Genomic DNA, 23,748 nt, shown 5'->3' on the forward strand with positions numbered 1-23,748 from the left:
GCTGCGAGCTCATCTGCAGTGCGCGCCTGCAGGGCAAGCAGTTCCAGCACCGTCAGTGCCGCCAACGCCAGCGCCGCCCAGGCGAACGCCAGATGCTGCGGCGCCGACCGCTGCCGCGCCCAGATCAGGGCATGGATCAGCCCCAGCGTCAGACTGGCCGCGGCGAGCATCGGCCACGCGATCTGCACCCAAGACATGGCGAAACCCCGGATCCCTGAGGGCATCCGGAGGATCAACGGAAATCCGGCGGGGAAGCGGCCAAGCGCCAGGATTGCCGCAGTATGACTGCAATCCAATACTTCGCATAATGCATAGCTCGGCAAACGGTTCAGCTTGAGTCATCCCCCTCGCGTTTCCCACCGGGAGTAGGGCGGCGACCGCGAGGGCTGCCGCCGCCCCGAGCTGCTTTGCGAGTTTCTCCAACGACATGCGCGCTTCGCGATTGCGCAGGTGTTCGGCGTGCACGCCGATCAGCCAGGGCGTGTAGTCCTTGATGCCAGCCAAGCGGCAAAGTTCGATGACGCGATCTTCCGACATGGGCGATCCCTTGCCGTGAATCCACTGGCTAATGGTCGGCTGTTTGACGCCCATCGCTACCGCCAGTTCGGTGCTGCTGAACCCCTGCGCTTCCTTCGCCATTTCGATCAGCTTTGCTGCGTAGCTCATGGCGCACACCTCGACCGTTCGTCGGAAAAGTTAGGTAAACAACTTACGATGTGTTGACGCCGTAAGCAAACTACTTACATCATCCGTGCCGTAAGCGATTCGCTTACAGGGCCACCCGCCGGGGACGGGCCCCGGCGGTCTCCCCGCCGCCGTAGTCCCCGGCCGCATCGGTAGGGGATGACCATGCAACCTCAGTTTCCGCCGTTCGACGCGTTGTTCTGGCTGGCGCTTGCTTGCCTCTCCACTGTTTGCCTCGTTCGCCTCGCTGCACTCATTGCCGTCGTCAGCGGGCAGGGGGATCGGGAGGCGACTTTCCTTCGTCGCCATCGTGGCCCGTCCTTGCGGCTTCTGGTGGAAGCGTTTGAAGCGCAGCAAGCACCGTCGCTGCCAACTCCTGCTGTATCGGCGTCGCTGATGGATTCGAAGCAATTCGACGCATCACAGTCTCGAAACGTGCAGTCGTCTCGGGGGTCCCTGTGATGCCTGCGCACAGTCCGATCATGCTGGCAAGCATTGATGCAATTTCCCCTACGTCGTCTCGTACGCCCATGGCTCAGTCCCCGGCTGAAAGGGGCAATGGTCGCATGGAGCGCAGGGCATGAAGCTCCCAGAGTGGGCCATCACTTTTGCTGGCGTCACTAGCGCGTTCGCGGTGCTGGTGATCGTGCCGTTCCTCATCTACTGGTACGCGCCGGAGCCTTGGTGCCACGTAGCGTCGATCTTCTTCGGCTGCATGGTGGCTGGTGGCTTCGTGACGCTCATGTCGCATGAGTCGGAGTTGCCGCGTGACCGTTGAGGTGCGCCGCTTCACGTGCGATGCCAGCGAATGGGAATTCGCCATCGCCCAGGACAACCGCGAGCTAGTCGCGGTCTTGTTCTTTCGTGGTGATCGATATGGCCCGGAGTTCCGCGCCGCCAATCAATCCGACCTGCAGCGCGTCATCGCGCGTTGGCTGCTGCTGCACGCCGACGCTGACCGCGCGGGGGGTGTCCATTGAAGTGTGACCATTCCCCCCCCTCCCCACAGGGATTGATTCACCTTCCGGATTCCGAACGGCTGGGCGTTGCGCCTTTGGCCGTTGATGCGTTCACCGCCGCCATGGCCGCCGCGGCGCTGCGGCCGTCCCCGTTTAGTAACACGGGGATGATTCCCGACCACGGCTCCGGAGCCGATGCGCCGGCCTTCGTGGACTTCCTGAAGTTCACGTTGAAGGGCATGCGCAAGGCGCTGGACAGAGCGCGCCGGATCGACGCGCACCAGCACGTGGATGGGTTGGAAGAACTGCGCGAAGCGCTCGGTGTCACCGCTGCGAGCGATTGGGAATCCGACTTCGTGACGCCGCAAGAGTCGGCGAACGCGGCGTTCCTGCTGGCCCGCTTAGAGGACAAGCGTCCGGCTCCTGATTTCGAGGCACTTTCGCCACTCGCGGTGGAGCGTGGGTTGGCGGTCATTGGTCGCACCTTCGTGCGCGAGTGCGCGCCTGCGCTGGTGTTCGGCGAACTAACCGGTCGTGGCCGCGATGGCTACAAGAACCATTTGAACATCTTTACGCACCTGGGCGAGAACTGCGGCTTCATCGCCGTCGGTGGCAACGGCGACACCATCCATGTCAACTTGACCGGGCAAGCATGCCAGCGTGTTGACTTGGCGAAGCTCGCCGACGCACTCGACGGCGTGGATCACAAGATCGGCCGCATCGACGCCGCGTGGGATGACTTCGAAGGGCGTTACGGCGATCCCGCTGGCGCTGCCGAGAACTATCGGCACGGCGGATTCACACCGCAGAAAGGTGTGCGCTCGGAGAAGGTCTGCTTCTTCGATGACATGGGTACCGGCAACGGCAGCACCTTCCAGCTGGGTGATCGCAGCAGCCGCATGCTGCGCATCTACAGCAAGGGTAAGCAGCTGGGTAACAAAACCTCGCCATGGGTGCGCTACGAAGTGCAGTACATGGCGGCCGCGTTCGATCTGACGACGGACAACCTGCGCAATCCCGGCCTCCTGCTGTTGCAGTATCCCGACCTCGATTTCCTGCCCGTCATCGGCCAGGGCGAACCGTGCATGCGCGTTCGTCGCGAAACCGAAATCAGCATCGATAGGGTGGTGAATTGGGCGCGCACCGTGGTGGGCCCGGTGTTGACGCTGCTCGCCGATTCCATCGGCTGCACGACCACGATTGAACTCGTCGCAAACGATAAGACTCCGCGCCGGCTGCGCAAGCTGGCCAACTCCCGCAAAGAACTCAGCGACAACCTCGCTGATGCACTCCTCGACTCGCGCAAGTTCGCGCCGATTGCGTCGAAGTCGTCCTATCTCTCGGCCGAAACGAGGAACCTCCAATGAGCAAGCTGATGCTGCAGTTCGAAATCGAATCCGACTTCGTGGACACCCGCCGTGGCGTGAGCGCGAAGGGCAAGGACTACGAAATCCACACGCAGAAGGCGTGGGTCTACCTCGGCAGCAAGTTCCCGAAGGAAATGCAGCTGTCGCTGGACGATCCCAAGCACGCGCTGCGCCCGGGCCTGTACGAAGCCGACCTTATGCCGGCGCTCGACGTGGGTGACTTCGGAAAGCTGACGGTGGACGTGCGCAAGCTCGCGCTGCTGCAGGCGACGAAGCCGGCCGCTCGCGCGGTGGGCTAAGCCATGGCACTCGTCCTCGCCTGCGCTGAAGGTGCGTACGACGCCCAGGCGGGGACGTGTGCGCAAGAAGTGTGGATCGACCAGCCGGGATTGTTGCCGCCGTTGTCGGCTGGTGAGGGGCTTGTCCTGTTTGGGGCAATGACCACGACATGCGCGATTGCATGGAGCCTCAAAGCGTTACGGCGGTTCATTTGGCCGCGTGCGTAGGGTCCGACTCCCTCGACGCGGTAGGAGCAGAGCAATGCGCAATTCGTTGAAGTGGGCTGTTGGTGTGGGTTCGGTGCTGGTGGCTGGTGCGGCTTCGGCTGCGGTGGACACCACGGCGGCGGTTGCCGCGTACACCGAGGCAGGCACGGCCATCGGTGCCGTCGGTGTTGCCATGGTCGCGGCTGCCGGTGCCGGCATCGTGTACCGCTGGATCACCGCGTTCCTCGTGAAGTGATGGAGCAGGGGAGGGGGCAACCCCTCCCCCTTTTCCTATGGACTTCGACGCCTACAACGGATGGCTGGTGGTGGGTCTTGGCCTGCTGGCACTCCGCATCCTCATGAGTGACTGACGATGACGCGCAACCTCTGGTGCTGGTTCCTCTTCGGCATGTCGTTGCTGTGCCTGCTGTTGATCGCGAAGCCTGCACGCGCGGGCAATCCCGGCACGTATGTGAATCAGGCAGCGGCGCAGACCGCGTGCAATGAGTGGGGTGAGATGTGGGTCAACGTGTTTGCGACCGACAGCATTCCTGATCAACATGCGACATACACCTGCGAAATTGTTCCACTTGACCTCACCTTTCAATTCACGCTGACGGGCCATCCGGGCGGGACGCTCCGTGCGGATGGCTTCACATGGAAACCCGGTGGTGACTGTCCGCCCGGCTTCGGTGCAGACCCGTCTAACCCGACCGAATGCTTGACGCCGGAGAAGTGCACGTCGAAGAACGATGCGCTCGGCAGCGCGATTACGACCACCGACACGGACACGCATGGCTGTTACGGCGGCTGTGCAATGTCGATGGGCACGAACTACGAAACGATCACGATCAACGGGCATACGGTTTTTCGCGGGATGATGCGCTACACCGGCGCGGCCTGTGCAACGTCGCCAACGAAGCCGCCGAACGATCCAAGTCCGGAGTGCGCGCAGGCCGGCACGCTCACGATGTGCGTTCGTCCCGACGGCAACCACTGCGCCAGCGCCAGCACCGGGCGACAGGTGTGTTGGCAGCCAGGTGAGACCGGCGAGAAAAACGACGGCCCGGTTAAACAGGTTCGACAGGCCGGCACCGAACACACGCCACCCAACGTGCAGTTGCCCAACGGCGACACGCTCACGCAGACCGGTGGGCCGGTGGTGACGCAGCAGACGGGCGGCCTTCCCGGCAAGCCGACGCAGAACATCACCACCAACATCACCAACTACACGACGAACAATGGCACCAACGCGGGCCCGGGTAACGACGGCCAGAACAGCGACGGTAGCGACGACGGCGAGGGCGAGGAGGGCGACGACAAGGACGGTCCGAAACTCACCGGTGGTACCGACTGCAACGTTCCGCCGGTTTGCGACGTGGTGGACGATGCCATGTGCAAGTCCGGGATCATCACGTGGAAGTTCCAGTGCGACGGTGCGGCAGAAGCGGGCAGTGCACAAGCCGAGGCGCAAACGGCCGTCGATTTGCTTAATGCAACATGGGACGAAGAAGCGCAGCAGTTCAGCGACGGTGCCGTGCAGCGCTACAACGAAATGCGCTCGACGCTCGCGTCGGAGGCGATCAGCGTCGATTCCAACGACGGTTTCGATGCCCTGGACGCTTCGGGCTTCCTTGGTGGTGGTCAGTGTCCGCAGCTTCCGTCGCTCTCGGTCGGTGCAGCGAACATTAATTTCGACTTCGCGCCCATCTGCGCACTGTTCGGCAACCTCGGCCTGCTCGTTGAAGCGCTGGCCTACTTCGTCGCGCTCCGCATCCTGACGGCACCCTGACCATGGGCTATTTCCGCATCATCGCGCTGTTCTTGAAAGACCTTGTTCGCCTGCTGACGGGCATCGGCAAGGGTCGATGGTCCAGCAAGTTCCTCGGCTACCTGTTTGGCATGGCGTCGATGACGCTGGGCGGCATGGTGGTGAAGCTGCTGCAGTTCTTCGGCCTCACGCTCGCGATCAACACCATCGCAACGCCGCTGGTGTTGCCGTACATGGTCGGCCCGATCACCGGGCTTCCGGCGGAGTGGCAGAGTTTTCTCGCCATGGCGCACGTGGATAGGGCAATCACCATTCTCGTCTCGGCGATGGCGATCAGCGTGTCGCAGCGCATCCGCTTGAAGCCGTCCAACCCGTCACTGTGGAGTTGATCTGGTGATCTCCAAGAACAAGCCGATTTTCACCGAGCCTAAGTGCCTCGTGACGGGCGTCGAAGGTGCAGGCAAAACCCTGTTCGCCGTGCAGCAAGCGGACCTCCTGACGAAAGAGGAGGGCGGGTTGCTCTACACGCTCAACATTCGCGGGGCCGATCCCGGCCACCTGCCGAAGCTGCCGTTCGCGCTGTCGGACATGGCCTACAACGATGACGGTTCGCCGGTCGTGGATTCGGAAACCGGCGACCATCTTCCGAAGTGGGCGACGCTGCCACCGGGCTCGGTCATCGTGGTGGATGAAGCGCATAAGGTGTTTCCGCAGCGTGGCCCGGGCCGCCCGCCTAAGTACATCGAAATGCTGGCCGAAGGCCGGCAATTCGGTATCCGCTTCATCCTGCTATCGCAGGCACCGTCCAGCATGGACGGCTTCCTGCGCGAGCGGATCAGCCGGCATTACCACCTCGAACGCAAAGGCAACATGGAGCGGGCGACGGTGTTCGAGTTCGATCACTGCGTCCTGTTCCCGCGCACCGCATGGCAGGAACGCAAGGATGCCCAGGTGCACTTCTGGTCGTATCCGAAGGACTATTACGGGTGGTACACCTCGGCGAAGTCGCACCACTTCAAGCTGCGCATCCCGGTCAAGGTGATCGTGGCGTTGCTCGCGATTCCGGCGATGGGTTACGCCGCGTACGCGGTGATCGACAAGGTCGGTGGCATCATGGACGGCGATCTGTTGGCGTCCGCGCAGGCGTCAGCGGTCGACGTCGAGTTGGGTGACGGCCGTCTCTCCGAGCGCAAGCCGCGTGCGATCGCACGCGATGCCGAGGCCTATGAAGCGCAGTTCGAACCCATCGTCCCGTACAAGCCGTGGAGCGCGCCTGCGTATCAGGATCGGGAAATCACTGCCGAGCCGGACCTGTTCTGCATGGCTGCCGCCGCTGGCCAGGACGCGAACGGTGAGCATCGGGAAGCCTCGTGCACGTGCCACACCGAGCAAGGCACGCCGTACGCGGTCGATCCGGCCCAATGCCGCGTCTATGCATCGAAGGGCGTCTACAACCCATTCCGCACCACTGCACGCGCTCGCGGCAATTGGTCCTCCGATGATGGGCGCGGTAAGCCCGGAAAGGCCCGTTCCGGGCCGTCGGGCGTCCGCGCCGACTCCGGGGGTGTAGGGGGGTATCCCCCTACGGCTATGACCGCGCACGCGGTCGCTCCTTCATCTGGTGCAGTGCTCAGCGCCCCGCAAGTGAGCGGCTATGGCGACATCCTCGTGGGGCAGCCTCAATCCGCCCCCCGGTGACCGCTTTGCGAACAGCCGTTGCTCTCGGTACATGAGGCGGTCCAGCTGGTGCGGTGCGATCCAGTCGCCATGCGGAGACACCAGCCGAGCGCCTGCCATCCGCCAGCCGGACCACGGTCCGTAAAGCGGCGTGCAGTTGTAAGCGATCCGCTGGTGCATCTGCGCCGCGCAGGAATTCGGGCAAAGTGAGTCCGGCCGCCAACACGGCGGGCGAAGTGTGATCATGTGGTTTCCCCCTGAAACGACACAGGGACCGTATCGGCCCCTGTGCGTGATTCCCGATCAGATCAGGCCGCGAAAGCGGGTCGGAAAGGGCTGACGGCTGCGGCCCAGCGGCGCAACGCCTGCCGCAGCCTATTTCGCATAATGCATATTATGTAAATCCGGGGGCGTGGGGCCTCGCGGTGGCTTCCTACCTGCTGGTCCGTGCTTTCCTGACTCGATTCGGGCCCTTCTGGCCCGATACCGAGGTCAAACGGCTTTCGGCACAGGGGGTGCCCGCATGAACCTCGACTTCGAGGACGAATGGTACGGATGGCGGCTGAGAGGCCGCCATCTCGTTTCTGAGGACGGCCAGCGCATGACGGTTGAACGCCTGCGTGGCCTGATGTGGCGCGACAAGATGGAACTACGCCTACAGGGCTACGCGAGCCGCCGTGCGGCTGAGGAGGCCCGTCGCGCGGCCCACCGACCGAAGGTCAAGGTGCTTGTCATCGACCTGGGCGAATACCGTCACCGAGGCATTGCCGCCTCCTGATCGGCTACCCTGTCGCCGCGCAAGGAGCGCTAAGGGGAACTTGGTCTATGTGCCAGATCGATTGGAACATCGTCATTGCTCTGCTCCAAGTGCTGCTCAGCACGCCGGTCATACTCGGCGCAGTCTTTGGCGTGGCGATGGGAGTTTTCTGGCGGCAAATTCGCGATCTGATTGACCGCATTGAATTCGCAAAGGTTGGGAACACCGAGGTCAGAGCGCGCCAGAAGGAACCAGTCAGCACTCCTCCGCAGAATCTACCGAAAGTTCACGATCAACCACATATCGAAGTGCCTGAGGGTGATGTTGATTGCGACGAGCGGCTTAGGCAGCTAAATGAGCAATGGACTCACACGTTCAACGACGAACGCGCCCGTGCATATCTTTGGGAGTACCGGTTCATCAATGCGTTCCTTGTGCCCCGGACGCAAGCAGTGCTTGATTGGCTCGCAGCCTCACAAGACGACAGAGGCTCAACCTCAATCGCTCTGTTCGACACTTGGTACAAAGACATAATCCCGTCAGCTACTGAGCGTCAAGCGATCTTGGACGCGCTCTCAAATCACGTGTTGATAGTGATTGCCAACGACACAATTACCGTGACGCCAAAAGGACTCGAGTACATTCAATGGCGCACCACCGTTGAGCCGCCGAAATGGATCATGGTCCCGCGAACATAAGCTTTTACCAGCGGCCTACAGGGGCCGGTTCGATGCGACGGGGTCCGATGTCGCCATAACCGGTGACCTGAGGCGCGGTGATCGTTGCACCAGATGAAGGAGCGGCGTCTACCGACGCCATAGCCGTAGGGGGCGAGCCCCCTACACCCCCGAACTCGCGACGTGAGGGCTCCGGGCGCTGCTGCCGGTAAGGGTTGTACTGCGGACCGAAGCGGGCCACCTTGCGGCACTCAGGCTGCGAAATCTCCACGCGCGTGCCCTGCTCCGTCAAGCACGTGCAGCTGGGTTCGCGGTAGTCGCCGGCCACGTCGTGGCCGTCCATGGACGACATGCAAATCAGCTGCGGATCGCTGGTCACGGTGCGGTTGTCGAACACCGGCGCGGTCCACGGCATGGTCGCGAAGCGCGGCAGATGATCGCGAGCGTAGTCGTTGCGGTACTGCGGCTTGTTCGGGTCCTTTTCCCAATGCTCACGGTTGCGTGGTTGGCCGAAAGCACCACCGCCGGCCTGCGGCTGGGACGCCGCAGTTCCGGCAGTGGCGCCTTCGGCGCCATCCGGTGGCGCGACAGCTTTTAGACGGGCTCGCCTCTGCATAATGCTGCCGTTGAGGCTCTTCAGCATTAGCTTCGAAAAAATGAAGGTCGAGAACGCGAAGGCTGCAAGGAACCAACCAGTCTGATTGTCCCTAAATATTTGCGCGATGCCGACTAGGGCGGCGAACGCGAGCACCGTGTAATTGACTACATGCCACTGCTGCGACTTGAAATAGACCAAGTCCGCGCATGTGACTTCATAAAGCATCAAAAGCTCGTCCTTGCTGCTGCGCTCGCTCATCGCACTTTCCTCGCCATAGCTCGGAAAGTTATCAGCATCGGACGTCAGTTGGAGGGTTCAAGGTGACGCTTTCCGAAGTCACCATAGCCGGTCACCTGTGGCGCGCTGATCGTTGCACCAGGTGAAGGAGCGGCCGCGGTTGCGGCCATAGCCGTAGGGGCTCGCCCCCTACACCCCCTCCCCGGCTCTGTTGCTCGGCCAGCCGTCGAAGCTGGGTGGCGTCGTCCAGGCGTCGACGGTCGCCCTGCACTTCATCGAGGAATGGCTCGTACTGGCCCTGCAAGGCGATCATCCGGCAGCGGTTGGGCTCGATGACGTAACGCGTGCCCTGCTCCGACAGGCAGGTGCAGCTGTCGTGGCGTCGTGCCCCGAGGCCATGCTGAAGACGCGTGGTGCCTGCATGTGCAGGGGCGCCGACCTGTGCGCCTGCCGCACAGGAATCGTCTCCGTCTCGGCCTAGGAGCGCAGCGAGGCCGTGCTTACGCTGCGCGCTCCCAATAGGAGTAAGCAGCATGAAGATGTTCGCAGGCCTGATCGCAGCGATGGCGATGTCGGCTCCAGTAGTGGCGGCGGTCAACCCGCATCCCACCATCCGCGCAATGGCGGGTGCGGCGGCGCCCGAGCTTTTGAACCCGGCCACCACGGCTTTGGTAGTGATCGACTTCCAGAACGAATACTTCACCGGAAAGATGCCTGTTCCCGATGGACAGGCTGCAATGGAGAACGCCCGTCGCCTGATCGCGTTTGCCGACCGGTCCGGCATTGCGGTCTACCACGTCCAGCACGTCGCACCGGCGGGTTCGCCGGTGTTCGCCATCGACGGCGACACGGTGAAGTTCCACCCGCAGATGCAGCCGCGCCCGGGAGATGTGGTGATTCAGAAGCAGACGGTCAGCGTGTTTGCGGGCACGGACCTCGCCGAGCGGCTGAAGAAGGCGAAGGTTGAGACGGTGATCGTCGCCGGCCTGATGACGCATGCCTGCGTGGCCGGCGCCGCACGCGATGCCGTGCCGGCCGGGTTTCAGGTCATCGTCGCGTCCGATGCCACGGCCACGCGCACCATCACGCGTGCCAATGGCGACACGGTCGATCACCATGCGCTGCACCGTGCCGCGCTGGCCGAGATCGAGGACACGTTCGGCAGCGTGCTCACCACGCAGCAGATCGCTGAGCTGTCGCTGCACAACTAGTGCTTGCCTGTAACGCGGAAACGGGATAGACGTTTGCGATGGATCGTTTTCGCGCCATGCAGGTTTTCCGTTCGGTCGCCCAGGCTCGCAGCTTCACCGCTGCGGCCGAGCGCCTGGACACCACACACTCGTCCGTGTCGCGGACCATTGCGCAACTGGAGGCGGAGTTCGGCACGCGCCTGATCAACCGCAACAGCCGGCGCCTGACGCTCACCGGCGCGGGCGAGCGCTTTCACCTGGCCTGCATCGAGATCCTCGATCGCGTGGACGACGCCGTGCGCGCGGTGGCGGACGAGGGGCGGCCGCCGACCGGCCCGTTGCGGGTCAGCCTGCCGCTGGCGATCGGCACGCTGGAACTGCACGCCTGGTTGCCCTCTTTCCAGGCGCGCTATCCCGGCGTGCGCCTGGACCTGTCGTGCGACGACCGCTTCGTCGAGATGACCGGCAGCCGCTTCGACGTGGCGCTGCGCATCAGCGAGCAAATCGCCGATGCGGCGCTGGTGGCGCGAAAGCTGACGGTTTCGGAACTGGTGCTGGTCGCGTCGCCGACGTACGTCGGCCACCATGGGCTGCCACGCACCGCAGCGGAACTGGAGCAGCACCGCCTGCTCGACTATGCCGGCTCCGCGTCCGGATGGCAGTTGCATTCGGGTGCAGGCGAGCGCCGCATGAAGATCGAGCCGTGGCTGCGGGTGGACACCATCGTCGCCTTGCACGCCGCGGCCTTGGCAGGCATCGGTATTGCCGCCTTCACCGCCCGGACGGTGGCGGGCGATCTTGCGCAAGGACGACTGATCCGCATCCTGCCGGACCATACCCTGGGTGTGCGCCACTACTACGCGGTGTTTCCGCATTCGCGGCATCCATCGCTCAAGGTGCGCGCGTTCGTCGATCACATGGCCGAGCATTACCGAAGCACCTGAAATCGCCGCATGCCCGGCGGAGATCCTCCGATCCACCCGCTCTCAATAGACTGCACTCGTCACCGCGCCATGTCGTCCAGAAGTGCCTCGGCGGACTGGATGCCCGACAGGATCGCCGACGGAACACCGTAGCCCGGGAACGTCGTCTGCCCGCCAAGGTAGAGGCCGCGGATCTGCGTCCGATGTGGAAGGAACGTGTTTGGTGAAGCACCGGGCGCGATCCCGTACAGGGCGCCTTCGTATAGATGGCGTTCGAGGGCAAAGTCCCGGGGATCGATGACGCGCGTGGTTTCGATCGTGATGTCCGGCACCCGCTTCTTCAGGGCTTCCAGGTAGTTCCCTACCACTGCGTCCGTCAGCTCCCCGCTCCACTCGGACGCAGAGTGCATCCCGGTAGCTGGCGCGTACAGCTCGATGATGTTCCGGTTCGCCGGTGCCAGTTCCGGCAGTACCTGGGTCGGTTGCGTATAGGCGAACCAGCGCGGCACTTCTGGCGTGAGCACGTGCATCGCGCCCTGCCCGTCCATCGGCGGAACGTAGTTGACGACGAAAGAGTCCGACGCAGGCGTGCCGGAATACCCGATCTGGATGGAAACCGCCCTATGCGACAAGGGAGCGGCATCCGCCTTCTTCGCCAGACCGCGAGGAGTGGCGTGTGGCTGCAGCAGGTTCCTCACGACATCCAGGCCCGAGCATGTCGCGATTACGCGCGTCGTCGGAATGCGCTCTCCATCGGACAGGACCACGCCACATACCTGTCCATTTTCGACTGCGATTTCGCGCACCGTGGAGCCCAATCGCACTGGTACCGATTGGTTGCGAAGCTCGCGCTCCAGCGCTGCGCTGATGGCACCCATGCCCCCACGAGGCAGATGGAACCCCTCTTCCAGCAGTGCCACCAATCCGATGATCTGGGTCGATGGGAGTCGATCGGGCGGAAGGCCGGTGTACAGCAGGGTCGAAGCGACGGCTGCCCGCAGGTCTTCATCCGGAAAGTACGACGCGATCAACCTGTCGACGGCCCCGCCCATCCTTGGCAGATGCTTCCAGAGCTTGCCCAATGTGCGCACGAGCGACGGTTCTTGTGGCAGCACGTCGCTGACCAGCGTCCGGTATATGGGTCCCCACTGGTCGCGCAGCTTTCCGAGGCCATCGCGGAGCTTCTGCGTTTTCTGTCCTTGACCGGCGCCTTCGACATGGGAGGCTTGCGCTGTCGACAGGTGCACCGTCGTGCCGTCGTCCAGCTGGGTGGTGTGCGGTCTGGCTATCGGGGCCAGTTCGACCTCGTCGTCGAAGCCGAGGCCAAGCCGCCGGAACGACGCCCGTAGCAGCGAAGGCACGGCCACATATACGGCGCCGTTGTTGAAGGTGTACCCATCGGAGGTGGAAGTCGAACAGCAGCCGCCTGTTGCGTTCTGCGCCTCAAGGATGGTGGCGGGGCGGCCACGCCGGGCCAAGGACAAGGCTGCAGCCAGGCCGGACAGCCCCGCGCCTATGACGATAGTCGGCAGTTCCTGTGTATCGCGCATGCACCAGCCCTTTGCATGATTGGACAATGTCCATTATTGTACGTCGTACATTTTTGACGCAACCGAGCATGGCCGACCGGACCGCCCGCAAACGAAGGCAAACGCGCGACCACATCGCTGCCACGGCGCACGCGCTGTTCGAGCGCGACGGATACGAAGCGGTCACCATGGAGCAGATCGCGGCACAGGCGGATGTCGCCCGCGGCACGCTCTACAACCACTTCCCGGTCAAGGAAGCGGTGCTCGTGCACTGGATGCATGCCCAGCTCGAGGCCGATCTCGGGACGCTGGCAGCAGAGGTGCTGAGTCGCGAATCGTTTCTGTCGCGCGTCGCAACCTTGCTGGACGTATCCGCGCAGTGGTGGGAACAGCATCGTCAATATGCGGCGCCGTACATCCGCTTCCGGTTCCAGCAAGTGCGTGACGCCGATGAAGGGGAGCCTTCGTCCGGCCTGATTCCGCTGTATGCGCGTCTTGTCGCCGACGCGCAGAAGGCCGGCGAGCTGAGGCCGGACGCGTCGCCCGAACGCCTGGCGTTCTATCTCCATTTCCTCTATCTGGCCGCGGTCATGACGTGGCTGGGCACGCCTGGCATCTCGCTGGCCGAAGAGTTCTCGCAAGCATTGGCCTTCTTCGTGCAGGGCGCAGGCCAGACCGCAACAGCGCCAGGTGGAAAGAAGCGCGCATCACGCAGGTCCTAGTCGACCGCGGTCCAGGCGCCTGGCATCTCCCATCGATTTCACCATCCATTACCCACAGGTCATGCAAACACGATCTCGCCGTGCGGTTGCACTTCCGACAATGGGGTGGCTCGCCATCCCGCCGCGCTGTCCTTCAGCCAGCTTCGGCGAACCGCATCCGCACGCGGGCTCGGCCGCATGGTCGTTCATGGAATACACGCGATGAGCGGAGCTGACGCCGTGTTGATTCGAGAAGAGCGTGCCGGTGACGCGGACGCGATCACAACGGTGACCCGCTCCGCCTTCGCCGAGGCCGAGCACACCAGCGGCACGGAGGCACTCATCATCCAGGCCCTGCGAGCTGCCGGACAGCTCACCGTGTCGCTGGTCGCAGAACTGGACGGCAATGTCATCGGGCACGTCGCCATTTCACCGGTTCGCATTTCGGACGGGGCGCCCTGCTGGTACGGGCTTGGTCCCGTGTCGGTCCTGCCGACACACCAGGGACTGGGAATCGGCTCGCAGCTCATACGGGCGTCCCTGGAACGGCTGCGTGCCTCCGCTACGCACGGATGCGTGGTGCTCGGCGAACCCGCGTACTACTCACGGTTCGGGTTCTCGACGCATCCACAACTCGTCCTGCCTGGTGTTCCAGCCGAGTACTTCCAGGCGATGTCGTTCAGCGGTCCCATGCCTGCAGGGACAGTCGAATACCATGAAGCCTTCGGCGTGTCGGAGTGACTGCCATGGGCCATGGTGGTCAGTCTGCCTGCCCCTTAAAGAGATCTTAATTTCGTCCTGACCAGAATCAGGATGTCCACCTTGCGATGCTGCTCGCCACCATGCGTGCGCCCACCGGTGCACGACAGCAGCAAGCACCCTCCCCTACTTCGGCCTTTCCATGCACGCATCCATTCTGCGTTGGTCACTGCTGTACCTTGCGCTGCCTTTCCTTGTCGCCTGCGGAGCGAAGCAGAAAGACGAACCCGCCGAAGGCTCATCCGCACTGTCGGTGGTCCTCACCCCTGTCCGGTCGTACCCCTTGGCGCGCAGTGTCACCGTGGCGGGACCGGTTTCCGCCTACGAGGAAATGCAGCTGGGCGTCGAACTCAGCGGACTGCGGGTGACTGCATTGAACGTCGACGTGGGACAGGTGGTCAGGAAGGGGCAGGTTCTCCTCGAACTCGACCACCGCACGCTGGACAGTTCGCTGGCACAGGCCGAGGCCGCGACGAACGAAGCGGACGCCGCACTGAAGCTGGCACAGGCACAGCAGGCACGCGGCGCGAAGTTGGCGACCACGCAGTTGATCAGCGCCGCCGATCTGGATCAGTTGCAGGCCACGACGACTCAGGCGCGGGCCCAACTGACCACGGCACTCGCCTCCCGTGACGCGGCCCGGCTGCAACGGGACTTCGCCCTGCTGCGGGCGCCCGCCAACGGAGTGATCTCCAAACGGTTGGTTCAGCCCGGCCAGGTCGTATCGGCCGGCAGTGAGTTGCTGCGCCTCATCCGCGACGGCCGACTCGAGTGGCGCGCCGAGCTGCCCGAAAACCAGTTGGCGCAGGTCGCGGTCGGCAACGAGATCTCGTTGACCTACAGCGGTCAGAAAATCACCGGACGCGTTCGCGCCGTGAGCCCGGGCATCGATGCCCAGACACGCACTGGAACCATATACGCCGACTTGCCAGCACCCGGACCCCTCAAGCCCGGCACATTTGTTGAAGGCCGGATCCTCACAGGCGATGGGCAGGCCCTGATGGTGCCCAGTGCGGCGGTGGTCCAGCGCGATGGACACAGCTACGTGTTTGTCACTGCGGACAAGCAAACGGTGCAGCGCCGCCGCGTGAGTACCGGCCAGACGGCGACCGGCCGGGTCGAGATCATCGAGGGGCTGAAGGCGGGCGAACAGATCGTTTCGGAGGGTGCAGGTTTCCTCGGCGACGGCGATCGCGTGCGCGTGGTTGCAGGAAAGGACGCGGCTACCCCATGAACATCTCTGCCTGGGCTATCCGTCGGCCTCTTCCGGCGCTGATGGTGTTCTTCGTGTTGTGCGTGGCTGGGCTCTGGGGTTTCTACCAGTTGCCGGTCGCGCGTTTCCCGGACATCGCCTTTCCGATGACCACGGTGACCGTGACCCAGCCTGGCGCCTCGCCGAGCCAGCTGGAAACGGAAGTCACGCGCAAGGTCGAGGACTCGGTCGCCACGGTCAACAACGTCAAGCGCGTGATGTCCACGGTCAGTGAGGGCATCAGCACCACCAGTATCGAGTTCGAACTTGAAACCGATCTGGCGACCGCGCTGGATGACACGCGCGATGCCGTCACGCGTATCCGTACCGATCTTCCCCAGGACATCCAGGAGCCGGTGATCTCCAAGGTGGACATCGGCGGTTCGTTGATGACCTATGCGCTGGTCGCCCCACATCTGAGCGAGGACGAAGCCAGCTGGTTCGTCGATCGGGAAATCTCCCGCGCCATGTATGGCGTCCCCGGGGTGGCGCGGGTCACGCGCATCGGCGGCGTCCAACGGCAGGTGCGTGTCGACCTGGACCCCAACGCGTTGCTGGCGTTCGGGGTGACGGCCGGCGATGTCTCGCAGCAACTTGCACAGATCCAGGTCGAGCGCGCTGGCGGCAAGGCCGAACTCGATGGCGCGCTGCAGACGATCCGCACGCTGGGGACCGTGGCCGACGCGCAGGCGCTGCGCGACTACTCCATCAGCCTGCCGGACGGTCGATCGGTCAGGCTGTCGGCGTTGGCCGACATCACGGATGGTGCGGCTGACCGTGCCGAAGCCGCGTTGCTGGACGGCAAGGACGTGGTCGCATTCTCGATGTCGCGCACGCGCGGATCCAGCGAGGTCAAGGTCGAGGAAGGCGTCCACAAGGCACTCGATGCGCTCAAGGCTTCACACCCTGGCGTGGATTTTCGCCTCGTCACCACCGCGATCGACGAGACCCACCGCTCCTACGATTCCTCGATGACGATGCTCTATGAGGGAGCATTGCTGGCGTTGCTGGTGGTGTGGGCGTTCCTGCGCGACTGGCGCGCGACCTGGGTGTCAGCGTTGGCCTTGCCGTTGTCCATCATCCCCACGTTCGCGGTGATGTACTGGTTCGGCTTCACGCTGAACATGATCACGCTGTTGGCGCTATCGGTGGTCGTCGGCGTGCTGGTGGACGATGCGATCGTGGAGATCGAGAACATCGTGCGTCATCTGCGGATGGGGAAGCCTCCGCTGGAGGCCGCGCGCGACGCGGCCGGCGAGATCGGCAACGCCGTCATCGCCACGTCGCTGACCCTGGCGGCCGTCTTCGTACCGGTGGCCTTCATGCCCGGCATCGCAGGCAAGTTCTTCCGGGAGTTCGGCTGGACCGCGGCGACCGCCGTGCTGTTCTCGTTGCTCGTGGCGCGACTGCTGACGCCGATGATGGCGGCTTACCTGCTCAAACCGCACGGCGAAGAGAAAGCCGATTCCCGCCTCATGACCTGGTACCTGGGCTGGGTGGACGCCGCGCTTCGTCATCGTGCGCGCACGCTGTGGATTGCCACGGGCCTGTTCTTCGCCTCATTGGCGCTGATTCCACTGATCCCGGCCACGTTCATTCCACAGTCCGATCTGGGCCGCAGCAATCTGAGCATCGAACTACCACCGGGTACGCGCCTGGAGGAAACGGTGTCCGTGTCCGAGCGTGCCCGCGCCCTGCTGAAGGACATGCCGGAACTCAAGCAGGTCTACACCGCAGTGGGCAGCGTGCTGGATCTTGGCGATCCTTCCACCGTCGGCGTGGCGGATCCGCGCAAGGCCACCTTGGTGCTGGACTGGGGCGTGGCCGATGACCGGGATCGCGATCAACGCGAGCTCGAGCGGGACGCTCGCGCGCGATTGGCGGACATGCCCGGTGTGCGCATCAGCTATGTGAGCTCCGAGCCGGGCAACCTGCTGCAACTGGTGCTTTCGGGCGATGATCCGCAACGGCTGCAGGATGCGTCCCTCGCACTGGAGCGTGATCTGCGCGGCCTGCCCGGCCTTGGAAGCGTGACTTCGTCTGCCTCGCTCCTGCGCCCGGAAATCCAGATCGTGCCGAACGCCGCACGCGCGGCGGATCTGGGGGTATCGACGGCCGCCATCGCCGAGGCCTCGCGCATCGCCACCGCAGGCGACTATGAGCAGCGGCTGGCCAAGCTCAATCTGCCCGATCGCCAGGTGCCCATTCGCGTGGGCTTCTCCGAAGCCACGTTGGCGAATCCCGCGTTGATCGGTCAGTTACGCGTGCCAGGGCGCTATGGCCCGGTTCCCCTGGCGGCGGTTGCCGACATCCGGATGGGCAGCGGGCCATCGCAGATTTCGCGTTATCAGCGTCAGCGCAATGTGACCCTGACTGCCGAACTCAACGGCCGGCCGCTGGGAGAAGTGATGGAAGCCGTGCAGCAATTGCCCAGCGTCCAGCGCCTTCCGCCAGGTGTGAGCTTCCTCAACACGGGCGATGCGGAAGTCTTTGTGGAGCTGTTCCTGGGCTTCCTCCTGGCGATGGCCGCCGGCATCGTCTGCATCTACATGGTGTTGCTGCTGCTGTTCAATCATGCCCTGATGCCACTGACCATCCTGATTGCGGTACCCCTATGTGCCGGCGGTGCATTCGGGGCCTTGCTGCTGACCCAGAACATGTTGTCCCTGCCGGCCCTGATCGGCCTGCTGATGCTCATTGGCATTGCGACCAAGAATTCCATCCTGTTGGTCGACTACGCGGTCATCGCCGAGGACGAGCATGGTCTGAGCCAGCACGATGCCTTGATCGATGCATGCCGGAAGCGTGCCCAGCCCATCATCATGACGACCCTGGCCATGGGCGCCGGCATGATGCCGATCGCATTGGGTTTTGCGGGCGATTCGAGCTTCAGGGCGCCGATGGCGATCGCCGTGATCGGCGGACTGGTGACGTCCACGCTGTTGAGCCTGATCGTCATCCCGGCCGCGTTCACCCTGATCGACGACATGGGCGAATGGCTGTCGCGTCGATTCAGGCATCGTTCGTCGCATCCCGGAGCTGCCGCCCCGGAAAAGCTGACTTCCTAATGTGAAATGGTTCGGCTCAAGTCTGCTTGCGGCCGTTTGCGGACAGTGGGACATGAGCCAGCCCGAAACGGCGAAGCCCGGCACAAGCCGGGCTCGTCGATGCCTCGTCAGCAGGCTTGCGCCGGCGACGTCGCACCGATCCAGTGAACCTCCAGGCTCACCGCTAACCGAGTCAATGCGCGGATAGCTCGGCGAGCAGTTCGTCGAGCTGTCCGAACGTCTCGTGCAGCGCGTCCTGCGCGCCGGTGCCGGCCGCGTCGAGCGCTTCCTTCGTGGGATACAGCTCGCTCATGACGAGCAGCGTCTTGCCGTCGCGTTCTTCGAGCGTCACCGTCGTGACGGATCCTGCGTCACCGCTTTCCTCGTTCGTCCAGACGATGCGCTTGTCGGGCACCACGTCGAGGTACGTGCCGAAGAACGCCATCGGGTTGGCGGGATCGTCGCCGAACACCAGGCGGTACTTGCCGCCGGTGCGCACGTCCATTTCGCACGAGCGAAGCGTCATGCCCATGGAGCGTGGCACCCACCACTTCCTGAACAGCTCGGGTTTGGACCACGCCTCGAACACTAGTCGCGCAGGCGCATCGAACGTCCGCCTGACCACGACTTCCCGATCCGACTTCTTCTGCACCGTCGTACGCCGGGATTCACCTTCTTTGTTTGCGACCACGACTCTTCTCCTGTCGTTTGAGTTCGTCGATGACACCGTCCAGCGCCTCGAAGCGCGCGTCCCACACCTGGCGGTAGCGCGCGATCCACGCCATCTCCGCCTCGAGGCGGCACGGGCCGATGCGGCACGTGCGCACGCGGCCGACCTTCTCCGTGGTGACCAGGCCAGCCAGCTCAAGCACGCCGACGTGTTTCTTCATGCCCGTGAGGGTCATTTCGAACTTGTCGGCCAGGTCGGAGATGGACGCATCGCCGCGAGCGAGCTGGTCGAGGACACCACGCCGGGTGGCGTCGGCGAGCGCGGCGAAGGAAGCGTTGAAGTCTGCAGGTGAATGCTGAACCATGTGGTTCAGTATGAGACGGCAGCGGCCGGCGCGCAAGGGGTGTCGCACCATCCATCAACGACGTGCCAATTGCATCGTCCGATCGGAAATTCCTGTGGGGTCGTGGCGCGGTGCGGCCTGTCGACCATCCCGGCCTCAGCGACCTGGGGCTGTAGTCGACCCAGGCCCGTAGGGCTGCATGAAGCTGGGTGGCCGATGGCGTACCTAGCACTGAATGGACGGGCGCACCTGGAGCTGGTAGTTCTGTCCGACGGGTCAGACGAGGCTATTCGACATGAACAAACCTCATGGTCCGATCCGCGTCTGTCTCGTTGGGTACGGCTATGCGACGCGGACGTTCCATGCGCCGTCGATCCAGGCGGTGCCACGCCTATCGGTGGAACTGGTTGCTTCCAGCAGGCCCGAGCACGTGCGAGCCGAGCTACCCGGCGTAGCGGTCGAGGCCGATCCCATGCGGGCGGTCGTCGACGCCGACATCGACCTGGTGGTCATCGCCACCCCCAACGACACGCACTTCCCGCTCGCGCAAGCCGCGCTCCGCGCGGGCAAGCACGTCGTCGTCGACAAGCCGATGACACCCAGCCTGTCGGAAGCCTGCGAACTGTCGGCCACTGCGCGCACGCATGGCCGGCTCCTCTCGGTGTTCCACAACCGTCGTTGGGACAGCGATTTCCTTTCGGTCCGGCAGGCCATGCGCGAAGGGCTCATCGGCGAGGTCCGTCACTTCGAATCGCGCATCGAACGATTCCGTCCGCAGGTGCGTGATCGTTGGCGCGAGCGCCCCGGACCCGCGGCAGGACTGTGGTGGGATATTGGGCCTCACCTGGTGGATCAGGCGCTGGCTTTGTTCGGATGGCCCGACACCGTGCAGGCCAATCTCGCGCGGCAACGCAGCGGCGCCACCACGGAGGACTGGGCCCATGTCGTGCTCGGCTTTGGCCCGACCCGGGCGATCCTGCACGCGGGGATGCTCGCTGCGCTGCCCGGGCCGCGCTTCGTCATGCACGGAACGCGAGGGTCGATGATCAAGGCACAGCCCGATCGCCAGGAGCAACAGCTCATTGCGGGAGTGCGACCGGGCGACCCGCACTGGGGCACCGATCCCGATCCCCTGCAATGGCGATGCGATGACGGCCCGACGCAGACACGAACCGCTCTGTCCGGCGACCAGTCCCGGTTCTATGTGGAACTCGCGGACGCCATCGCAGGCAACGGGCCCAATCCTGTTGAACCGGACGAGGCTGTCCGTGTCATGGCCGTGATGGAAGCGGCGGTACGCTCGGCAGCGGAGGGTAGTGCCGTTTCGCCGCGCGTTCCTTAGTACCGGCGACCAGAGAAGGGCGATGTCCGGCATCTACTCCGGTGATGTCCGTAATGCGAAACGCGGGCACCGACAATCCACGGTTCAATCGTCTCTCTTGCTTTCGAACCGCGCGCCGAGATAGTCGATGAGCGCCCGCACCGACGGAAGCAATCCACGTCGGGATGCGAAGACCGCGTGCACCACTTCGTAACGGGGTTTCCATTCCGGGACTACGCGCACGAGTTCGCCACGCTGCAACTGGCCTGAAACCATCATCGTGGGCAGCTGGACAATGCCGACGCCGGCCACGGCGGCAGCACGCAATGCGAGCATGCCGCGGGTGACGAGCCTGGGCCGGTGGTAAATCGTCGCCTGTGCGCCATCGGGACCAGACAGGGACCAGACGTGCTCGCTCTGTGGCACGCCGAGATCAAGACTCGGCAAGCCCGGCAGGTCCGTCGGGCCCTGCGGCATGCCGTATTGATCGAGCAATCGGGGGCTCGCCACCAGACACTGGCTGCGCTCGGCAAGCACGCGCATCACCAGTTCGCTGTCCTCCAGCGGCGGCGGGCGCACGCGTAACGCGACGTCGATACCCTCGCCGATGACGTCGACGCGCCGGTTGGTTGCGTCCAAGTGTATCTCGACGCGCGGGTGCAGGATCATGAAATCGGCGAGCATCGGCGCGACGATCTCATCCAGCAGCGCAACCGGACAAGTCATGCGCACCACGCCGCGTGGCTCACTGCGTGTGACCTCGATCGCTTCCTCCGCCGCTTCCGCCTCCACCAGCATCGCTTTGCAGTGGGCGTAAAACGTCTGTCCGATGTCGGTCACCGAGAAGTGGCGCGTGGAGCGCTGGATCAGGCGCACGCCCAGGCGTTCCTCAAGCAAGGCGATACGGCGGCTGAGCTTGGACTTCGGCATCCCCAGGGCCCGCCCGGCAGGCGCGAACCCTCCGTGCTCGACTACCTGGGCGAAGTAATACAGGTCGTTCAGGTCCTGCACGGGACGCCTCCAGCGTTCATCAGATAGGACTCTGAGGATAAATCCGGCTTACTACCGGCGGGACCGTTCCAGTTTCAAGATTCACTCCAACGCCGATGGGCCACCTACCAACGGCCCCGCGAAACGACTGGAATGAATATGAAGAGGATCCTTGGCGTCTACAGCGCCCCCCGCCCGCATTGGGTCGGCGACGGCTTCCCGGCCCGCTCGTTGTTCTCCTACGGCAGCCACGGCCGCGATCTGAGCCCCTTTCTGCTGCTCGATTACGCCGGGCCGTACACGTTCGACCCGGCCGCGCAGCCGCGCGGGGTCGGCCCGCATCCGCACCGCGGCTTCGAGACCGTCACGATCGTCTACGAAGGCGAGGTCGAGCACCGCGACTCCACCGGGGCCGGCGGCCTGATCGGGCCGGGAGATGTGCAGTGGATGACCGCGGCGTCGGGAATCCTGCACGAGGAGTTCCATTCGCATGAGTTCACCCGCACGGGCGGCACTCTCGACATGGTGCAACTGTGGGTGAACCTGCCGGCGAAGGACAAGATGGCCGCGCCGGGCTACCAGACCCTGCTCGATGCGGACATCCCAGGCGTCGCGCTTGCCAACGATGCTGGCCGCGTGCGCGTGATCGCGGGCGAGTTCGATGGCCATCGTGGTCCGGCGAAGACCTTCACGCCGATCGACGTGTGGGATGTGCGCCTCAACGCAGGCAAGGGCACGACGTTCTCGCTGCCCGAAGGCCGGACGCTCGCGCTGGTCGTGCTGAAGGGCACGATGCTGGTGAACGGTTCGGCGGTGACGCGCGAGGCGCAGATGGTGACGCTGGCCCGTGAAGGCAGCGACGTGACGCTCGAAGCGAACACGGATGCCACCGTGCTGCTCCTCTCCGGCGAACCGATCGACGAGCCCATCGCCGGATACGGCCCGTTCGTGATGAACACGCAGGAAGAAATCAGCCAGGCCATCGCCGATTTCAACAACGGCCGGTTCGGCCACATGCAGTAGCCGTCGACGCCGGCTCGTCCTGGGCCGGCCTGTTCCGCGCGTCCAAGCGCCCTTCCAGAGGAAAGCACCATGAGCACTCCCGGCAACTTCAACGGCACCAAGCCGATCATCAACCCGGACGACGCAGCGATGTTGCTGATCGACCACCAGAGCGGCCTGTTCCAGGTCATTGGCGACATGCCCTTCACCCAGGTCCGCGCGCACGCAACGGCGCTGGCGAAGATGGCTGCGCTGGCGAAGCTGCCGGTCATCACGACCGCCTCCGTGCCGCAGGGACCCAACGGCCCCCTCATTCCGGAGATCGACAAATTCGCGCCGCATGCGCAGTACGTCCCCCGTCGCGGCGAGATCAACGCCTGGGACAATCCGGACTTCGTTGCCGCGGTGAAGGCGACAGGCCGCAAGCAGCTGATCATCGCCGGCACCATTACCAGCGTGTGCATGGCCTTCCCGGCGATCGCCGCGGCGGCCGACGGCTACCAGGTTTTCGCAGTCGTCGATGCCTCCGGCACCTATTCGAAGATGGCGCAGGAAATCACCCTGGCGCGCGTCGTGCAGGCTGGCGTCGTGCCGATGGACACGGCAGCGGTCGCGTCCGAGTTGCAGAAGACCTGGCACCGCGACGACGCGCAACAGTGGGCAGAGATCTACACGCAGATCTTCCCCAACTACCAGCTGCTCATCGAGAGTTACCTGAAGGCACAGGAGGTCGAAAAGAACCACGAGCAACTCGACTCGGCACGCGCCTGACCGCTCGCATGGGCGACGAAGCGATTCGAACCCCGGGC

27 protein-coding genes and 1 pseudogene are annotated in these 23,748 nt (G+C 64.1%); 21 read left to right on the forward strand and 7 right to left on the reverse strand.

Translation table 11 applies throughout. The features are described 5' to 3' along the window. Nucleotides 1–9 precede the first annotated feature (9 nt). On the reverse strand, nucleotides 10–666 hold the full coding sequence (locus tag VFE83_RS06530) for a helix-turn-helix transcriptional regulator (RefSeq protein ID WP_324904281.1): 657 nt from the start codon (nucleotides 664–666) through the stop codon (nucleotides 10–12). A 183-nt stretch (nucleotides 667–849) separates the two neighbouring features. Between VFE83_RS06530 and VFE83_RS06535 the strand changes: the two genes are divergently transcribed. From VFE83_RS06535 to VFE83_RS06575, 9 genes are all read left to right on the forward strand, one after another. Beyond that, on the forward strand, nucleotides 850–1,146 hold the full coding sequence (locus VFE83_RS06535) for a hypothetical protein (protein WP_324904283.1): 297 nt from the start codon (nucleotides 850–852) through the stop codon (nucleotides 1,144–1,146). Nucleotides 1,147–1,264: 118 nt separating this feature from the next. Then, complete coding sequence (locus VFE83_RS06540; protein WP_324904284.1) at nucleotides 1,265–1,462, forward strand: hypothetical protein; 198 nt, start codon at nucleotides 1,265–1,267, stop codon at nucleotides 1,460–1,462. After that, complete coding sequence (locus VFE83_RS06545) at nucleotides 1,452–1,664, forward strand: hypothetical protein (protein WP_324904286.1); 213 nt, start codon at nucleotides 1,452–1,454, stop codon at nucleotides 1,662–1,664. The genes VFE83_RS06540 and VFE83_RS06545 overlap by 11 nt, the downstream gene beginning before the upstream one ends. A gap of 32 nt (nucleotides 1,665–1,696) precedes the next feature. Then, nucleotides 1,697–3,010, forward strand: coding sequence for a replication initiation factor domain-containing protein (locus VFE83_RS06550; RefSeq protein ID WP_324904288.1), 1,314 nt, complete (start codon nucleotides 1,697–1,699; stop codon nucleotides 3,008–3,010). Beyond that, a complete protein-coding gene (locus VFE83_RS06555; protein WP_324904291.1) occupies nucleotides 3,007–3,309 on the forward strand; it encodes a single-stranded DNA-binding protein in 303 nt (100 codons plus the stop codon). Before VFE83_RS06550 ends, VFE83_RS06555 begins: the two co-directional genes overlap by 4 nt. A 241-nt stretch (nucleotides 3,310–3,550) precedes the next feature. Beyond that, nucleotides 3,551–3,751: a major capsid protein gene (locus tag VFE83_RS06560; RefSeq protein WP_324904293.1), complete on the forward strand. Its 201-nt coding sequence runs from the start codon at nucleotides 3,551–3,553 to the stop codon at nucleotides 3,749–3,751. Nucleotides 3,752–3,868: 117 nt separating this feature from the next. Continuing rightward, nucleotides 3,869–5,287, forward strand: a complete 1,419-nt coding sequence (locus VFE83_RS06565) for a hypothetical protein (RefSeq protein WP_324904295.1) — start codon at nucleotides 3,869–3,871, stop codon at nucleotides 5,285–5,287. Between the two features lie 2 nt (nucleotides 5,288–5,289). Next, a complete protein-coding gene (locus VFE83_RS06570) occupies nucleotides 5,290–5,655 on the forward strand; it encodes a DUF2523 family protein (RefSeq protein WP_324904298.1) in 366 nt (121 codons plus the stop codon). Nucleotides 5,656–5,659: 4 nt separating this feature from the next. Then, nucleotides 5,660–6,964, forward strand: coding sequence for a zonular occludens toxin domain-containing protein (locus tag VFE83_RS06575; protein ID WP_324904300.1), 1,305 nt, complete (start codon nucleotides 5,660–5,662; stop codon nucleotides 6,962–6,964). Here VFE83_RS06575 and VFE83_RS19500 read toward each other — a convergent pair. Next, entirely contained in the window at nucleotides 6,881–7,189 is a 309-nt protein-coding gene (locus VFE83_RS19500) for a DUF3653 domain-containing protein (RefSeq protein WP_414674698.1), read from the reverse strand. The two genes, VFE83_RS06575 and VFE83_RS19500, sit on opposite strands and share 84 nt — an antisense overlap. Nucleotides 7,190–7,466: 277 nt before the next feature. Here VFE83_RS19500 and VFE83_RS06580 point away from each other — a divergent pair, with 277 nt between their 5' ends. Next, nucleotides 7,467–7,721 (forward strand): DUF3653 domain-containing protein, encoded by a 255-nt coding sequence (locus VFE83_RS06580; RefSeq protein ID WP_324904302.1) that lies wholly within the window; start codon nucleotides 7,467–7,469, stop codon nucleotides 7,719–7,721. A gap of 47 nt (nucleotides 7,722–7,768) precedes the next feature. Next, the gene (locus VFE83_RS06585; RefSeq protein ID WP_324904304.1) at nucleotides 7,769–8,398 is read left to right on the forward strand and encodes a hypothetical protein; all 630 of its coding nucleotides are present in this window, start codon (nucleotides 7,769–7,771) and stop codon (nucleotides 8,396–8,398) included. 4 nt (nucleotides 8,399–8,402) lie between these two features. On the opposite strand, the gene VFE83_RS06590 is transcribed toward VFE83_RS06585, so the two are convergent. Continuing rightward, entirely contained in the window at nucleotides 8,403–9,233 is an 831-nt protein-coding gene (locus VFE83_RS06590) for a hypothetical protein (protein ID WP_324904306.1), read from the reverse strand. Nucleotides 9,234–9,745: 512 nt separating this feature from the next. Between VFE83_RS06590 and VFE83_RS06595 the strand changes: the two genes are divergently transcribed. Both VFE83_RS06595 and VFE83_RS06600 read left to right on the forward strand, forming a co-directional pair. Then, the gene (locus tag VFE83_RS06595; protein WP_324904308.1) at nucleotides 9,746–10,423 is read left to right on the forward strand and encodes a cysteine hydrolase family protein; all 678 of its coding nucleotides are present in this window, start codon (nucleotides 9,746–9,748) and stop codon (nucleotides 10,421–10,423) included. 38 nt (nucleotides 10,424–10,461) lie between these two features. Then, nucleotides 10,462–11,346 carry a LysR family transcriptional regulator gene (locus tag VFE83_RS06600; RefSeq protein ID WP_324904310.1) on the forward strand — a complete coding sequence of 295 codons (885 nt, stop codon included), beginning with the start codon at nucleotides 10,462–10,464 and terminating at the stop codon, nucleotides 11,344–11,346. 59 nt (nucleotides 11,347–11,405) lie between these two features. Here VFE83_RS06600 and VFE83_RS06605 read toward each other — a convergent pair whose 3' ends face one another. Next, nucleotides 11,406–12,875 (reverse strand): NAD(P)/FAD-dependent oxidoreductase, encoded by a 1,470-nt coding sequence (locus tag VFE83_RS06605; protein ID WP_324904312.1) that lies wholly within the window; start codon nucleotides 12,873–12,875, stop codon nucleotides 11,406–11,408. Between the two features lie 68 nt (nucleotides 12,876–12,943). Between VFE83_RS06605 and VFE83_RS06610 the strand changes: the two genes are divergently transcribed. The 4 genes from VFE83_RS06610 (at nucleotide 12,944) to VFE83_RS06625 (ending at nucleotide 18,634) form a co-directional block, all read left to right on the forward strand. After that, nucleotides 12,944–13,576 carry a TetR/AcrR family transcriptional regulator gene (locus tag VFE83_RS06610; RefSeq protein WP_324904314.1) on the forward strand — a complete coding sequence of 211 codons (633 nt, stop codon included), beginning with the start codon at nucleotides 12,944–12,946 and terminating at the stop codon, nucleotides 13,574–13,576. 201 nt (nucleotides 13,577–13,777) lie between these two features. Further along, on the forward strand, nucleotides 13,778–14,296 hold the full coding sequence (locus VFE83_RS06615; RefSeq protein ID WP_324904316.1) for an N-acetyltransferase: 519 nt from the start codon (nucleotides 13,778–13,780) through the stop codon (nucleotides 14,294–14,296). 160 nt (nucleotides 14,297–14,456) lie between these two features. Further along, the gene (locus tag VFE83_RS06620; RefSeq protein ID WP_324904318.1) at nucleotides 14,457–15,548 is read left to right on the forward strand and encodes an efflux RND transporter periplasmic adaptor subunit; all 1,092 of its coding nucleotides are present in this window, start codon (nucleotides 14,457–14,459) and stop codon (nucleotides 15,546–15,548) included. Continuing rightward, nucleotides 15,545–18,634, forward strand: a complete 3,090-nt coding sequence (locus VFE83_RS06625; RefSeq protein WP_324904319.1) for an efflux RND transporter permease subunit — start codon at nucleotides 15,545–15,547, stop codon at nucleotides 18,632–18,634. The genes VFE83_RS06620 and VFE83_RS06625 overlap by 4 nt, the downstream gene beginning before the upstream one ends. Before the next feature lie 172 nt (nucleotides 18,635–18,806). Here VFE83_RS06625 and VFE83_RS06630 read toward each other — a convergent pair whose 3' ends face one another. Beyond that, entirely contained in the window at nucleotides 18,807–19,304 is a 498-nt protein-coding gene (locus tag VFE83_RS06630; protein WP_324904321.1) for an SRPBCC family protein, read from the reverse strand. Next, entirely contained in the window at nucleotides 19,282–19,683 is a 402-nt protein-coding gene (locus VFE83_RS06635; RefSeq protein ID WP_324904323.1) for a metalloregulator ArsR/SmtB family transcription factor, read from the reverse strand. Before VFE83_RS06635 ends, VFE83_RS06630 begins: the two co-directional genes overlap by 23 nt. A gap of 17 nt (nucleotides 19,684–19,700) precedes the next feature. On the opposite strand from VFE83_RS06635, the pseudogene VFE83_RS06640 reads away from it, so the two are divergent. Further along, nucleotides 19,701–19,802 (forward strand): annotated as a pseudogene (locus VFE83_RS06640) (DUF1348 domain-containing protein); the annotation flags it as partial. A 119-nt stretch (nucleotides 19,803–19,921) separates the two neighbouring features. After that, nucleotides 19,922–20,968 carry an oxidoreductase gene (locus tag VFE83_RS06645; RefSeq protein WP_324904325.1) on the forward strand — a complete coding sequence of 349 codons (1,047 nt, stop codon included), beginning with the start codon at nucleotides 19,922–19,924 and terminating at the stop codon, nucleotides 20,966–20,968. Between the two features lie 84 nt (nucleotides 20,969–21,052). Here the strand turns inward: VFE83_RS06645 and VFE83_RS06650 are convergent, their stop codons facing one another. Beyond that, nucleotides 21,053–21,958 (reverse strand): LysR family transcriptional regulator, encoded by a 906-nt coding sequence (locus VFE83_RS06650; RefSeq protein ID WP_324904328.1) that lies wholly within the window; start codon nucleotides 21,956–21,958, stop codon nucleotides 21,053–21,055. 138 nt (nucleotides 21,959–22,096) lie between these two features. Here VFE83_RS06650 and VFE83_RS06655 point away from each other — a divergent pair, with 138 nt between their 5' ends. Continuing rightward, a complete protein-coding gene (locus VFE83_RS06655; protein ID WP_324904330.1) occupies nucleotides 22,097–22,960 on the forward strand; it encodes a pirin family protein in 864 nt (287 codons plus the stop codon). Nucleotides 22,961–23,029: 69 nt separating this feature from the next. Continuing rightward, complete coding sequence (locus tag VFE83_RS06660; protein ID WP_324904331.1) at nucleotides 23,030–23,710, forward strand: isochorismatase family protein; 681 nt, start codon at nucleotides 23,030–23,032, stop codon at nucleotides 23,708–23,710. Nucleotides 23,711–23,748 lie beyond the last annotated feature (38 nt).

Source organism: Lysobacter sp. (assembly GCF_035655815.1).
GTDB lineage: Bacteria > Pseudomonadota > Gammaproteobacteria > Xanthomonadales > Xanthomonadaceae > Lysobacter_J.